Origin of the sequence: Undibacterium hunanense, from assembly GCF_014284335.1 — a bacterium.
In the GTDB taxonomy this organism is placed as follows: domain Bacteria; phylum Pseudomonadota; class Gammaproteobacteria; order Burkholderiales; family Burkholderiaceae_D; genus Undibacterium; species Undibacterium hunanense.
Genome location: NZ_JACOGF010000005.1, coordinates 203,950 through 218,064 on the forward strand (window position 1 = coordinate 203,950; position 14,115 = coordinate 218,064).

At 48.7% G+C, this 14,115-nt stretch carries 14 protein-coding genes; 7 read left to right on the plus strand and 7 right to left on the minus strand.

All coding sequences use genetic code 11. The features are described from left to right. Positions 1 to 30: 30 nt before the first annotated feature. Entirely contained in the window at positions 31 to 1,272 is a 1,242-nt protein-coding gene (locus H8L32_RS12040; protein WP_186947473.1) for a CaiB/BaiF CoA transferase family protein, read from the minus strand. 235 nt (positions 1,273 to 1,507) lie between these two features. Between H8L32_RS12040 and ugpQ the strand changes: the two genes are divergently transcribed. Beyond that, a complete protein-coding gene (ugpQ, locus tag H8L32_RS12045) occupies positions 1,508 to 2,254 on the plus strand; it encodes a glycerophosphodiester phosphodiesterase (protein WP_186947474.1) in 747 nt (248 codons plus the stop codon). A 152-nt stretch (positions 2,255 to 2,406) separates the two neighbouring features. Further along, the gene (locus H8L32_RS12050; protein WP_222619330.1) at positions 2,407 to 2,730 is read left to right on the plus strand and encodes a hypothetical protein; all 324 of its coding nucleotides are present in this window, start codon (positions 2,407 to 2,409) and stop codon (positions 2,728 to 2,730) included. Between the two features lie 273 nt (positions 2,731 to 3,003). Here H8L32_RS12050 and H8L32_RS12055 read toward each other — a convergent pair whose 3' ends face one another. Beyond that, positions 3,004 to 3,645 carry an alpha/beta hydrolase gene (locus H8L32_RS12055; protein ID WP_186947475.1) on the minus strand — a complete coding sequence of 214 codons (642 nt, stop codon included), beginning with the start codon at positions 3,643 to 3,645 and terminating at the stop codon, positions 3,004 to 3,006. A 313-nt stretch (positions 3,646 to 3,958) separates the two neighbouring features. Here H8L32_RS12055 and H8L32_RS12060 point away from each other — a divergent pair, with 313 nt between their 5' ends. Then, positions 3,959 to 4,717 (plus strand): tetratricopeptide repeat protein, encoded by a 759-nt coding sequence (locus H8L32_RS12060; protein WP_186947476.1) that lies wholly within the window; start codon positions 3,959 to 3,961, stop codon positions 4,715 to 4,717. 130 nt (positions 4,718 to 4,847) lie between these two features. Here the strand turns inward: H8L32_RS12060 and H8L32_RS12065 are convergent, their stop codons facing one another. The 5 genes from H8L32_RS12065 to H8L32_RS12085 all read right to left on the minus strand — a co-directional run bounded on the left by H8L32_RS12065 (position 4,848) and on the right by H8L32_RS12085 (position 8,533). Then, a complete protein-coding gene (locus tag H8L32_RS12065; protein WP_186947477.1) occupies positions 4,848 to 5,309 on the minus strand; it encodes a hypothetical protein in 462 nt (153 codons plus the stop codon). Between the two features lie 163 nt (positions 5,310 to 5,472). Next, positions 5,473 to 5,901, minus strand: a complete 429-nt coding sequence (locus H8L32_RS12070; protein ID WP_186947478.1) for a hypothetical protein — start codon at positions 5,899 to 5,901, stop codon at positions 5,473 to 5,475. Between the two features lie 457 nt (positions 5,902 to 6,358). Further along, positions 6,359 to 6,685 carry a YrhB domain-containing protein gene (locus H8L32_RS12075; protein WP_186947479.1) on the minus strand — a complete coding sequence of 109 codons (327 nt, stop codon included), beginning with the start codon at positions 6,683 to 6,685 and terminating at the stop codon, positions 6,359 to 6,361. A gap of 192 nt (positions 6,686 to 6,877) precedes the next feature. Next, entirely contained in the window at positions 6,878 to 7,246 is a 369-nt protein-coding gene (locus H8L32_RS12080) for a VOC family protein (protein WP_186947480.1), read from the minus strand. A 231-nt stretch (positions 7,247 to 7,477) separates the two neighbouring features. Continuing rightward, positions 7,478 to 8,533 carry a hypothetical protein gene (locus H8L32_RS12085; RefSeq protein ID WP_186947481.1) on the minus strand — a complete coding sequence of 352 codons (1,056 nt, stop codon included), beginning with the start codon at positions 8,531 to 8,533 and terminating at the stop codon, positions 7,478 to 7,480. A gap of 663 nt (positions 8,534 to 9,196) precedes the next feature. Here H8L32_RS12085 and alaS point away from each other — a divergent pair. The 4 genes from alaS to H8L32_RS12105 all read left to right on the plus strand — a co-directional run bounded on the left by alaS (position 9,197) and on the right by H8L32_RS12105 (position 13,564). Continuing rightward, on the plus strand, positions 9,197 to 11,809 hold the full coding sequence (alaS, locus tag H8L32_RS12090) for an alanine--tRNA ligase (RefSeq protein WP_186947482.1): 2,613 nt from the start codon (positions 9,197 to 9,199) through the stop codon (positions 11,807 to 11,809). Beyond that, positions 11,806 to 12,327 (plus strand): GNAT family N-acetyltransferase, encoded by a 522-nt coding sequence (locus H8L32_RS12095; RefSeq protein WP_222619331.1) that lies wholly within the window; start codon positions 11,806 to 11,808, stop codon positions 12,325 to 12,327. The genes alaS and H8L32_RS12095 overlap by 4 nt, the downstream gene beginning before the upstream one ends. Before the next feature lie 98 nt (positions 12,328 to 12,425). Further along, complete coding sequence (locus tag H8L32_RS12100; protein WP_186947483.1) at positions 12,426 to 12,944, plus strand: NUDIX domain-containing protein; 519 nt, start codon at positions 12,426 to 12,428, stop codon at positions 12,942 to 12,944. Positions 12,945 to 13,336: 392 nt separating this feature from the next. Beyond that, a complete protein-coding gene (locus tag H8L32_RS12105; RefSeq protein ID WP_186947484.1) occupies positions 13,337 to 13,564 on the plus strand; it encodes a sulfurtransferase TusA family protein in 228 nt (75 codons plus the stop codon). Positions 13,565 to 14,115 lie beyond the last annotated feature (551 nt).

The window sequence follows — 14,115 nt, forward strand, 5'->3', positions numbered from 1 at the left end:
AAACTCGCGCCAGTGGCATGTCAATTGTATTTATATAATGTTTTTGGTTTTAAGTGCTGCCAGTTGTTGCTCGTCATAACCCAGCAGATCAGTCAGCACGGTCTGGGTATGTTGCCCCAGCAAAGGCGGTGCCGATGGGTAAGTGACCGGCGTTGCCGACAACTTCATTGGGCTGGCCACCAGCCTGACTTCGCCAGCAGTGGGGTGGGGCAGATTGAATTGCATCTCGCGTGCAAGTACCTGCGGGTTTTCAAACACTTCATCCAGGGTATTGATGGGGCCGCAAGGCACGCCTGCCTCTTCCAGCAGACTGATCCATTCCTGCTTGGTTTTGCGCCTGACCATGTCTGCCAGCACAGGCACCAGTACATCACGGTGTGCGACACGGCTAGGGTTGGTGCTGAAACGCGGGTCATCTGCCAGTTCGGGCTGTCCGCCTGCCTGTACAAACTTTTTATATTGGCCATCATTCCCTGCCGCGACGATGATATGGCCATCGGTCGTGGCAAAGGTTTGGTAAGGCACAATATTCGGATGCGCATTACCCCAGCGTTTGGGCGCATTGCCGCTGGCCAGGTAATTCATGTTCATGTTGGCCAGCATCGCAACCTGCACATCCAGCAAGGCCATGTCTATGTATTGGCCTTCACCGGTTCTGTCCCTGTGGGTCAGTGCCGCCATGACAGCGATGGTGGAATACATGCCCGTCATCAGGTCGGCAATCGCCACCCCCGCTTTTTGCGGACCACCACCAGGCAAGTCATCGCGTTCGCCCGTCAATGACATGAAACCGCCCATGCCTTGCACGATAAAATCATAGCCAGCACGGTGGGCATACGGGCCATTCTGGCCAAAGCCGGTGATGGAGCAATACACCAGATCCGGCTTGATCAGTTTTAGTGATTCATAATCGAGGCCATATTTCTTCAACTGGCCGACCTTGTAGTTTTCCAGCACCACATCGGATTTGACGGCCAGTTCACGGATAATTTGCTGGCCTTCAGGCGTGGCAATATCCACCGTGATGGCCTGCTTGCCACGATTCGCCGCCAGGTAGTAGGCGGCCTCGGTGGTGTTATTGCCCTCTGCATCACGCAGGTAAGGCGGCCCCCAGCTACGGGTATCGTCGCCGCTGCCCGGTCTTTCAACCTTGATGACTTCCGCTCCCAGGTCAGCCAGGTTTTGCGCACACCAGGGGCCAGCCAGTACCCGCGTCAAATCCAGCACGCGGATATGGCCAAGGGCAGTTTTTTGTAGCGACGAGCTCGGCATCTTCGATTATCCTTACATTTATTGCGGACTTACGCAAAACTGCCCCAACTGCGTTGCGGCGACTTGCCGTACTAAAGTACTGTCTTCGTCGCCGGCGGTGTAGTCGGTGTTTCAGGCAACATGTTGCCTGCCGACGTAACGGACTGCCCTTGCAAGGGCAGTTTCCTTCAGCGATAGACTTGCTGGGACAATTTTGCGTAAGTCCTTGTTTAATTGTTGATATGTGGAGCGCATCATGTGGCCCTATCCTAAAGTCATCGCCCACCGTGGGGGCGGAATACTTGCACCAGAAAATACCCTGGCAGCGATGCGTTGCGGATGGGAACACGGTTTTGCCGCCGTGGAATTTGATGTCATGTTATCAAAGGATGGCGTTCCTGTGCTGATGCATGACCCTGAATTTGGTCGAACCGTGCCCGGCATTGGCCGCGTGGCCGATACCATGGCTGCCGATTTACAGACTATGGATGCCGGCAAATGGTTCGCCGACAGCTACAAAGGCGAACCCGTGCCCATGTATGCAGATGTCGTACGCTTTTGCCGTCAGCACGGTATCTGGATGAATGTGGAAATCAAGCCATCCCCTGGCGCCGAAGAAGAAACTGGCAGGGTAGTGGCAGAGCAGACACAAGCCCTGTTCGCCGATGTGGCCGTCATCGATGCGGTACATTTGCCGCTGTTCTCTTCATTTTCCTTCAGCGCACTGATGGCCGCCAAAAACGCCGCCCCCACTATCCCACGTGGTTTCTTGATGGATAAAGTCACCCCAGACTGGAAAGCCAGGCTGCAAGAACTGGCCGCCCGCGCCCTGCACACCAACCACAAATACCTGACGCCAGATACCACCAAAGAAATCAAGGATGCCGGTTACGGCGTGTTTTGCTACACCGTCAACACGCCAGAAAGGGCAGCAGAAATCCTGCACTGGGGTGTGGATGCGTTTTGCACCGACAGAATAGATTTGATACCGGCGGATTTTTAAAATTCCTGGGTGGAAATAAAATGGTTACGAGTGCTTACACGGATTACATTTTTCCTGTCATCAGAAAAAATCGCAGCATCGTTATTGGTACATGGGCAGCCTGCTCATCCACAATAAAACTGATCACTGAAATTTTTCAAAGGGAAAAGACCATGAAATCCATCCAAGTTGCCGCCGCACTGCTCACCACACTGATCGCTGGTTCTGTTTTCGCACAAACCAACACCCCGAATATCGATAAACGCCAGGAAGTGCAACAAAAGCGCGTTGCCAAAGGCATCGAAAGCGGCGCCCTGACCGCAAAAGAAGCGACCAACCTGGAAAAACGCGAAACCAAAATTGAAGCCGACAAGCAAGCCGCCAAAGCCGACGGCGTAGTCACCGGAGCCGAGCGCGCCAAACTGGAAAAAGAAGAAAACCGTGCGAGCAGAAAAATCCGCATCAAAAAACACAATGCGAGCACGGCAACAAATTAAGTTTTGGCGGTACGCGCCGCTGTCAATGCAAAGCAAAAAGCAAAGACCGCCAGCCTGTGCTGGCGGTCTTTGTTTGTAGGGAGATTAATTAGGATTTATGCAGCCCGTGTAGGCGCGATTAGTGCAACGTAATCGCACGCATGTCGGGGCTGAAAAATGTCAATATCTACCTTGGAAGAGTGCGAGCTAACTCGCCGGACTCAAGCGGCTGACGCGGAAAACCGCATGTCCTCTTGCGTTGGACGCAAGCAGGCGCTATCCCGTTATTTCAACTTAAGCAACTGCACTGAACCACTGTTCTATGGCCCTTAACGCATCATCATTCGATGGAATGAATGCATGACTTGCCGGAACTGGCGTCGCTTGCGCCTGTGACGATGGTATTGCTTCATCCGCTGCGACCATTCCGTCATGCGGAAAACCAACTCCAAAGAAGAAACCGAAAGCGCCTAGCCACGGCCATGTTCCATAGATGTACGCGGTTGGCATATCTGGCAAGGGAATGCTGTTCATCAGGTCGTCGTCAGCGGCAAACTGGCCGCATTCGCCTGTCAGTGCACGGTATATTTTCCAGTCACGCAATCTGCGGGCAAGTCTCATGGCACGTATTGGTGACGCGAGAAGGACGACACGTTTTGGCTGTGACTGGCGCATGCTCAATTGTGTGCTGATACTTCGGAGCAGTACACCACCAAAAGAGTAAGCTACCGCATGGTATTCGCCCGCACGCGCTACCTTGGATAAAAATTCGGTCAGATTCTTTTTTATTTCATCAAGGGATAGAGATGACGCACGGTAATCAAAACATGAAACCGAGTACCCTCGCCGTTCAAAATAGCGGACAAACTTGCCGCGCATGTAGCGTTTGCCGCCAACGCCATCGATAAAGACAATCTGGCGGCTACTGCTGTTCATGAAAACACTCCAATAAGACTGAAAATACGCTTTGCTGCAACATTATGGGCACCGATGCCGGCTGCGTAGTCGCGATCTGACGTAGCGTAATTGTACGCTGATCATCTCGCGTGCGATTAGTTGTAGCGTAGTCGCACATACGTAGAGTCTGTAAAAATATTATTAGTCATTGCGAGGTCATGCGTGCGAATACGCGGGCTATTCCCACGAGGGCAGACCCCAGCACCTGCACCTATGATAAACTTTAAAATCGCAGTACATCGTTCTGCATGTGAAGAGTTAAATTTCCCCTTTTTAATTAGTGCGGCATATTATGTTGAACAAGACGCTTCCTTTCTTTATTGCCTTACTACTCTTTTTTAATGAAGTATCGGGAGCAGAAACTTCCACAATTGATCAGCTTGTCTTTCAGTCCAGTGTAGCATCTGGATCGAAGCAATACGATAAAGCAAGGGAACTCGCCGAGCGCGCATTAACGCTCGCTGAACACGATCCGGATTTTCCGCGGCTAAAGCTCGCGCAAATTCTCACGCAGTTGGGGTTTGCGTATCAACAATTGAACCAGTTCGATGCGGCACAAAAATATTCTCGCCGAGTCGTCGATATTGTCATGATATTACCCTCAGCTGACGCGCGATTCAGGGCGTTTAGCTTGACGCATCTTGCGGAAATTTTGACCTTGTCAGGTGATCCTGCGCAAGCCGAAACACTAGCAACTCAGGCGCTCGCATTAGTCGAGCGTGAATTAAGCTCTAACACACAGGAATTTGTCGGGCCGCTTGGAGAATTGGGCGCAGCTTTCCTCGCACAAGACAAGACGGAGCAGGCATCGAAAGTTCTGGAGCTCGCGATCAGAATAAGCGAATTTGCACCCAATACGGTGGGCACTTATTACCAGAACCTTTTCGTCTACTCCGCTCGCCTTTACCGCAAGACCGGCCAGCAAGAAAAGGCAGTTGAAATGGAAAATAAAGCAAATTCGATTGTCACGACTATTCCCATCCCCATCGTCAGTAATGTTCGTCCCGCCGTGGCCAAGCCAGTGGACGCAATCAATGAGCCGAAACATTAAACGTAACAAGTTGATGCAAAGCTGGGGTCAGCTTTAACTCACCAACGTCCTGCGGGCCTTCATCATCCGGATATAGCGGCTGCAAAAATATTATTAGGCATGGCAATGTCATGCGTGCGAATACGCAGGGCTATTCGTATCTACATGGGCTGAAGCCGGAAATCCAACGAGCTCCGTCAACTTCAATAAAAGTATCATTTTTCAAAACTCTATTCTTCAAATCACTTACTGCGACAATATAAGTTAAACCGGGACAGTGGAAGGTTAACAAATCGATGTTCTGCTTTGCGAATTGAAGAGTACATAATAAGCCTGGCTGTGATTCACTAAATATCACAGCTACATAAGTAAATTCTTCTAAGCTTGTATTGCTAATAAAAAATTCTGCTTCTTCGTCACTAACCTCGTTCCACGGCAGTTGTATAGAATTTTTTATGCTTCCCCAATCAAGCCTTACCCCTGAAATATGCCAAGGAAAATTCTTAGTGATGTGAACGGAAAATTTAGCACACAAATCGCGTTCAAATATGGTTACAGTACCATTCTCCAGGAGTTCTCGATTTTTGGGTAAATCAACGATTAAGGAAGCCATAGTAGTTGTTCTCAATTAAGGTTTCGGGTATCCAGCCGTCATATGAGGAATCCATTTTCCTGTATAGCACGCAGACAAGTGAAACGTAATCGCGCGCAAGCCGAGATTGAAAAATATCAATAACCACCTCAAAATCATACGTGTGAAGACGCGAGTTGCCTTTTCATACCAAACCAACTTTCGGTATATCTAGTCCGATTAGAACTGGTCCAAAGCACTCAATGACTTCATCACCTTTTGAGACATAAAAGAAGTTTATTCTGTTGATGAATTCCAGTAACTCGCTAGACGTTGGTGATGTCCTGTAAAGTTGCAAAAAATCCGGCGGCGGATTTAATCTGTCACCGCATTCGATTATTGGATCTTCCCATAATTTTTTTCGTTTTAATCTGTATTTTGGAGCAAGCATAAATTCCAAACCATTGCCCAGGTCTAATTTGGCGAGAGTCAGACTACTTTCGATTCTTTTAGGGCTTGACCGTGGACTATGTCGTAGCACATGAATGTATCCAACAACTGAGATTTCTTTGATGTAGGTTGTTGGCCAGGCATCATGGAATGCTTTTTCTATTGAAATTTCTAGAGAGGTCATTGTAGGTGAATGGATAAGTTTGTGCGAATACGTGAATTTGCTCGCCCCTACGTGGGCTAATAAAGCGCAATTGGCGGGGACATTTCCAATGGAGTACGCCAGATGATATTGTGACGCGCGTATAGTTCGTTTTTCATTCAGCCCCACATTCTTCCAGATCGTCCAGGTCGACCATCGCCGAGCTCCCCAGCGTCAAGTTTGTTTTTCGCTTCGAGGCGAATAGCTTCAATTAATTCGGAGTATTCTGGGGCAACTTCTATTGGATCAAATAGTAGCGATGACCCGCACCATGAAGAGTCCTGTTCAAATCGTTCCACATACAATTGTCGATGCTGATCTGAAAGTGGTTCAAGCACTGTTTTGCACGCTAACACTTGCATGTCTGTGGCAGCGCGGAGGCGCATTACCAGCATTGCGAGACTTGCGTCTTTCGGAAAAGTCATGTTGTCGTGCGCCTTCAAGCCACATTGTCCCAAACAGCTGGCTCGGGCGTCATCAATAGCCGTGCAGGTGGAATCGATGTCTCATACTTCGCAAACCAATCGATTCCAGCAGGGCCAGCGACCAAGACTTCACCATTCACGCGATCAACGAAAATTGGAACGTTTCCGACAAGTGCTTCCATATGGTTCGCCGGGTCAGCCAGATATTTTTTGCTGTTCCAATAGAAAAGCCAACCGTATGGCTTTGTCTTGGTTTTCGATATATCGATGGCGCAATCCCCGTCGATCATAATTTCAACCCATGCCTCAGCAATTCTTCGAGCTTGAACGAAAGTCTTCATAGTTGCGAGCCCCGCTAATTGGTATTTGGTTAATCTGTGAAAGTGCGATTAGTGGGGCTTATTCGCATGCATGTCGAGATTAGAAAATATTAATAACCGCATAAAAAAATGCGTGCGAATACGCTTAGCTATTCGCACCTACACGGAGCCCGTACCATCTTGATCTCCACCCAAACAAGCACCCCTGATCGCTCAGACCGCAGCACGGTATGCACGGCTTGATATCGCCACCGAATTACCATCGGGATCTTTGACATTCGCAAAAGAATACCCGTTAGCCTGATGCGTGCTGCCAAAGATCAGGCCACGTTGCGCACATTGTTCTTTAAAACCATCAACATCCTCGACGCTAAACATCAGCTTCACACCAACCTGACCGAGTTTAACGGTCCTGGCTGCTTGATGAATCAGGATACTGGCACCAGATGCGGGAGAATTAAGCTCAATCAAACCCTCAACTATTTCGCCGGTGGTTTCAAAGTCAAAGAACTTGCGATAAAACTCAGCCGTAGCCGACGGGTTTTTCGCATAAATCAGAATAGTGTTTAAAACTGCTGGCATGGCGCTCCCTGCAAAATCTGGTTGACATTTCGAAGCTCAATCGCTTGGACTAATTACGGCCATTTGATAAGTGCTGGATCGCAACTGTACCAAGGAAAGCTATTTTTTTCAGGGGTATTTAGTGCGTAGTGGCGGTTAGCGTAACGAATCGCACGCATGTAGAGTCTGTAAAAATATCAATAAACAAGATCATGCGTGCGAATACGCAGGGCTATTCGCATCTACGCGGGCTTACACATTTTTATTTACAGGCTCGACTCGAATGGCCTCATGTCTAGCCAACGCAACTTTCCAATATGTGCTTTCCACATTCACTTTGCCCGTTTTTCCCCATACTTTTTCCTTCAAATAAAACGAAGCATCCTTGATTCTTGCAGTGTCTTTAAATAGGTATCTTGATGTTAAAAAGTATTTGATTCGAGCTCCCGCATCACGGTGCTTAATCGTTCTTGCAGGATGGGTCTCAACAAGGCAGCCATAAAAAAAAGCCATTTCCACGAATTCTTTGTCAGAGATTTGAGCGCATACGTGATCATTAAGCTCTCTTGCAAATTCATATAAAACGGCTCCAAAAAAGATAGCATTTGCAGGTGACAATACAATTTGCTTCCCCCGAACAAGTTTTGGAAGCGGAGGAAGATCGGCGCGTGCATAGTGTTTCTTGAAGTTCGCAAACGCATCGCTAACCTGCTTGCTTTCTGAATGTTCCTCAAGATCAGATCCGACAATACCATCACCATGTACTATTCTGTTTCTGCACATCCTTGCTAAGTCGAAGAGTGGCATAACAGATTGTAATGACTGGGACATTTTCCATTGAATCATGATCTCTAGGTCTGTTAATCTGCTGATTAGATCACCCAACTTGTTTTCAAATTCGTTGCAACATGGCGACGCCACCCAACGTGATTGTGGGGAAAGGATGCATAGCGTGTGATGGTGCATCAAGTGAGGGTTGTTTTTTCTTGCCAAACTCGAAAATCTCGCAAAATCCGAAACAATCGATCGACTAAATAAATCGAACGAGGAAATCTGTTGCACTAGCACCTGATTGCATAGCATTTCGCCAATGTCGCGCGTTTTCTTGACCGGATCTGGAAATCTCTTATCTTCGCCCCAATGCGCTACATCGCACGCATCTACAAATTGCCCAAGTAACTTTGCTCCATTTGACACAGAGACATTTAACCGAAGTAGCTGTATAGCGGCGGCGCCAATTTGCGTGTATTCTGCGAGCGCCTCCTTTGACTGGTGATATCTTATAAACGCTTCAATGTTCTTTTTCATCGCAACCTTTCTGATAGGTAGTGCATTGTGGTTTACTGAAGGTAAATATATGCATTCTGTCTAATGTCGAAAAATGACGTGCGCTAAACGCCGCGTAACCATAGGCATCATCAGATGGCGCGGTCTTCGGCGTATCTGAGCCGAGCGATAGTGAAGTTGTTTTTTCAGAAGTGGACATTATGCACATAACGTGAAATTGATGTTATTTTCACACAATTTTCGCCTGGAAATTCTCTTCTCTACGTTCATAAGATATTCGTACGTGTTGAGATTAATGTCTTCCAAGGTTTGCTTCGAAGTGTCACGACGATCTTCTGCCACTGATTTTAAAGACGCGCTTGCTGCCATGGGCCCGCCTTTAGTTGTATTGATATCTTCATTGATGAGTTCGTCTTTGTAAAAAAGATAATCATATTGTTGCATATTCAAGTACTCGCCACTGATACTGATGACGATAAAACAACATCAAATCATCAAAAAACACCTTGTGGTTTCCTCCGGTTTTCTCTGTGTCTCCGCGCCTCTGTGTTGAGAAGTCTTAGGTTTTCAGGCACTTTTTCCAATAATCCCAGCCGTCAGCCATCAACCCCCATAGATATCCAGCCGAATTTATACCGTATAATCAGAAATTACCCCTATTTTTCAGCTTTGAACTATCACTCTATGAACTCGTCAGAAATCCGCGATAAATTCCTCAGCTTTTTCGAATCCAAGGGCCATACACGTGTGCGCTCTTCCAGTCTGATCCCTGGCAATGACCCTACCTTGCTGTTCACCAACTCTGGTATGGTGCAGTTCAAGGATGTGTTTCTGGGTCAGGATAAACGTGCCTACACCCGTGCCACGACAGCGCAGCGCAGTGTTCGTGCCGGTGGCAAGCACAATGATCTGGAAAATGTTGGTTATACGGCGCGTCACCATACTTTCTTTGAAATGCTGGGCAATTTCTCTTTCGGCGATTATTTCAAGAAAGATGCGATTCACTACGCCTGGGAATTGTTGACGGCTGTCTATGGTTTGCCAAAAGACAAGCTGACAGTTACTGTCTATCAGGAAGATGACGAAGCCTACGATATCTGGAAAAACGAAATCGGCGTGCCGGTAGAGCGCATTATCCGCATTGGCGACAACAAGGGTGCACGTTACGCATCCGACAATTTTTGGCAAATGGCTGACACGGGTCCTTGCGGCCCCTGTACCGAGATTTTTTATGATCACGGACCGGAAATCTGGGGTGGCCCTCCAGGTTCGCCAGATGAAGACGGCGACCGTTTCATTGAAATCTGGAACCTGGTGTTCATGCAGTTCAACAAGGATGAAGCGGGTGTCCTGAACCCTTTGCCTAAACCATGCGTGGATACGGGCATGGGTCTGGAACGTTTGTCTGCAGTCTTGCAGCATGTGCATTCCAACTATGAAATCGATACTTTCCAGAACCTGATCAAGGCTGCTGCGCGTGAAACCGGCTGTACGGATCTGGAAAACAATTCTCTGCGCGTGATTGCTGATCATATCCGCTGTGCGGGCTTTTTGATTGTTGACGGTATCATCCCTGGTAACGAAGGCCGTGGCTACGTGCTGCGCCGCATTACCCGTCGTGCCTTGCGTCATGGCCACAAGCTGGGTCAAAGCCAGCCTTTCTTTTACAAGCTGGTGCCCGATCTGGTCAAGGAAATGGGCGTTGCTTATCCTGAACTGGCTCAAGCGGCTGAACGTGTTGCCCAGGTTTTGAAGCAGGAAGAAGAACGTTTTGGCGAAACGCTGGAACACGGTATGAAGATACTGGAAGCGGCACTGGCAAAAGATGGTCAGAATCTCGATGGCGAAACTGCGTTCACGCTGTATGACACGTATGGCTTCCCGTTGGACCTGACAGCAGATATTTGCCGTGAGCGCAAAGTCGCGCTGGACGAAGCTGGTTTTGAAGTGGCGATGGAAGCGCAAAGGAAGAAAGCGCGTGAAGGCGGCAAATTCAAGATGGCTGCGGCAATTGAATACAGCGGCGATAAAACCAAATTCGTCGGTTACGACCAGTTGCAGCATGAAGCCAAGGTCATCGCTTTGTATGTGGATGGCAGTGCCGTCAATGAAATCAAGGCTGGCCAGCATGCGATCGTGGTACTTGATACCACGCCTTTCTATGCTGAATCTGGTGGTCAGGCGGGTGATTCCGGTGTGCTGGTGACAGCAGATGATACGGTATTTGAAGTCAGTGATACGCTGAAAGTGCAGGCCGATGTGTTTGGTCATCATGGCGTGTTGAAATCCGGCAGCCTTAGCGTAGCGCAAGGTGTGAAAGCTGAAGTTGCGAAAGAAATTCGCGCACAAACCATGCGCAATCACTCAGCCACGCATTTGTTGCATAAGGCTTTGCGCGAAGTGCTGGGTACACATGTGTCGCAAAAAGGCTCGCTGGTGGATGTGGAAAAAACCCGCTTTGACTTTAGCCATAATGGCCCCATGACTGCCGATGAAATCCGTCAGGTAGAAACCATCGTCAACCGTGAAATTCTGGCGAATGCTGCTACCCAGGCACAAGTCATGGGTTATGACGATGCGGTCAAGCACGGTGCCATGGCGCTGTTTGGCGAAAAATATGGTGACGAAGTACGTGTACTCGACATCGGTTCTTCGCGCGAGCTGTGCGGTGGTACGCACGTGTCCCGTACTGGCGATATCGGTCTGTTCAAGATCGTCGCCGAAGGCGGTGTTGCTGCCGGTATCCGTCGTGTGGAAGCGGTGACGGGTGAAGTTGCGCTGACGCTGGTACAAAACCTGAACAGCCGCATCAATGAAGCGGCTGCTGCCCTGAAAACCCAGCCAGAAGAATTGACGCTGCGTATTGGTCAGGTGCAGGATCACGTCAAGGCGTTGGAAAAAGAACTGGCTACGCTGAAATCCAAAATGGCTTCCAGCCAGGGCGATGAACTGGTGAACCAGGCTGTGGATGTCAAAGGCATCAAGGTACTGGCAGCAACGCTGGAAGGCGCTGATGTAACCGCCCTGCGTGAAACCATGGACAAGCTGAAAGACAAGCTGAAAACTGCAGCCATCGTGTTGGCAGCCGTGAATGATGGCAAGGTCAGCCTGATCGCTGGTGTGACAGCGGATAGCACATCCAAAGTCAAGGCCGGTGACCTGGTCAACTTTGTGGCCCAGCAAGTCGGTGGCAAAGGTGGTGGCCGTCCTGACATGGCACAAGCCGGTGGTACGGATGCCAGTGGCCTGGCAAAAGCACTGGCTGGTGTCAGCGAATGGGTCAGCGCCAAATTATGATACACGTACGTCGCGCTGAAATATCAGATGCGGCCCAGCTGCAAAGGGTGTTCGCCAGCACGGGCACCTATTCAGGCACTTTGCAACTGCCACATCCTTCATTGGAGATGTGGCAGGAGCGGCTGGAAAAGACCGATCCCAAAGATACCCGTCTGGTCGCCATCTATGATGGCGTAGTGGTTGGTTCAGCCAGCCTGCATCTGGAAAAAGCCCAAAGGCGTCAGCATGTGGCCAGTTTGGGCATGGGCGTGGCAGATGCGTTTTCCGGGCGCGGTGTCGGCTCGGCATTGCTGACCGAGTTATTGCATATTTCGGATAACTGGCTGAATGTGCTGCGTGTGGAATTAACGGTGTTTTGCGATAACGCTGCAGCCATACATTTGTACAGGAAATTTGGTTTCGACATGGAAGGCACCATGCGCGCACATGCTTTTCGCAATGGTGAATTTGTCGACAGTTATGCCATGGCGCGCCTGCATCCTCGCCAGGCCATGGTACCTACACAGAAACAAACTTAAACAGGCTGCCAGAGAATTGGTAGTCTGTGCCAGTATCAAGCCAGGGCTACCAATTACCCAGCCTCACAGCCACCAGCGAATGACAGTCTGAGGTCTGCATGGAAATTAAATTTTGCCCCGTTTGTGCTACGTCACTGATAGAACGTCCTGATGAACAGGAAGCCGGCAAGCTGCGCCTGGCTTGCCCGGATGGACACTGGACGCATTGGGATAATCCGCTGCCGGTGCTGGCTGCCCTGGTTGAAGTCGAAGGCCATATCCTGCTGGCGCGCAACGCCGCATGGCCAGAAAAAAACTTTGCCCTGATCACCGGTTTCATGGAACGTGGTGAAACGCCAGAAGAGGGCGTCGCCAGGGAACTGAAGGAAGAAACCAATCTCGATGCTGACCAGATCACCCTCATCGGTGTCTATGAATTCATTCGCAAAAACGAGCTCATCATTGCCTATCACGTCAAGGCATCCGGCGAAATCCGGCTGTCACCAGAACTGCTGGAATATCGCCTGATCGCGCCAGAAAAACTTCGGCCCTGGAATGCTGGCACCGGCCACGCCATGGCAGACTGGATGCGTGCCCGTGGTCTGGAGCCAGTGTATGCAGAATGGGAAAGTAAATAATATTTTTATTTTGCTTGCGCATAAAAATCTCCAAAATTCCCCACAACCCTATGTTCTGGGTCAGATCAGACAGATACTGTTATGCATTGCGTCATGCATTGAGTCACGAATTGGTGTCCTGCTGACAATCATCGCGGGATTTTACAATTGTTTTGATCAAATAATTGACTCAAGTCAGTCGCCAGTAAGTTTAATGACTAAGATGGAAGCGTAAGCTCAAGAGAGAGAATTTATAGTTTTGCACCGCTTTTGTGCGAAAGCTTTAAAGAAGTTGAACTCTTTTGTTGTTAGTCTGCTGCAATGCACCATGTCAATGAAAAATCCGGTAGAATTGGTGCATCGATTGTCAGGCGAATTAGCTTACTCAATTAATTTGCATTACTGGGAAAATCATGCAATTCAATAAAGAACTGGATGCACGCGGACTGAACTGTCCTCTTCCAATTTTAAAGACCAAGAAGGCACTGGCAGAAATGCTCACCGGTGAAGTCTTGCATGTCTTGGCGACTGATCCTGGATCTGTGCGCGACTTTAAAGCTTTCTCCAAGCAGACCGGCAATGAATTGCTGTCGCACATGGAAGGCAGTAAAGAGTTTGAATATTTCATCAAACGCAAGTAATAAATAGGCTGGCAAAAATAGGCTGGCAAATAAGTTGGCTCAAGAAGTTTGATCAGCTTGCATAGACATAGGCTAGTAAGCCTATGGACGTTGTCAACGCAGCTAAAAAAAACCCGCAATCCATGTTGCGGGTTTTTTTACGTCCGGCGCGGATGCCTCTGGCTGCTTTATCATTGCTTTGTCCTTGCTTTGTCTTTATTCAGATGCCGGTGCTGGCGGCATAGGTAGCACTATTCATTTAGTTGTTTTTCATCTTGCATCGCCGCATTTTTGTCATTGCTTGCGATTTGATTAGGCATTCTGCTCTAGCACTTAAGTGGATTAAAAAGAACGCTCGTGCTAAATTATGCAAAATGTTGATGTTTTCGTTTTATAATCATTAGAATTTACGTATACGTCAATTTGAGAATGCGAAAGCGCAGTAATATAAGTAAGTAGTGGTAAGTCAGTGCCTTAAGTGCAGGGTGGGGCAGTGCTCTTCGGTAAAGCCACAAGCTTTATGGCAGCGTCAGGCAGCAAATTTTCAGTATTCAGTCTGTGTTTGTATTTAG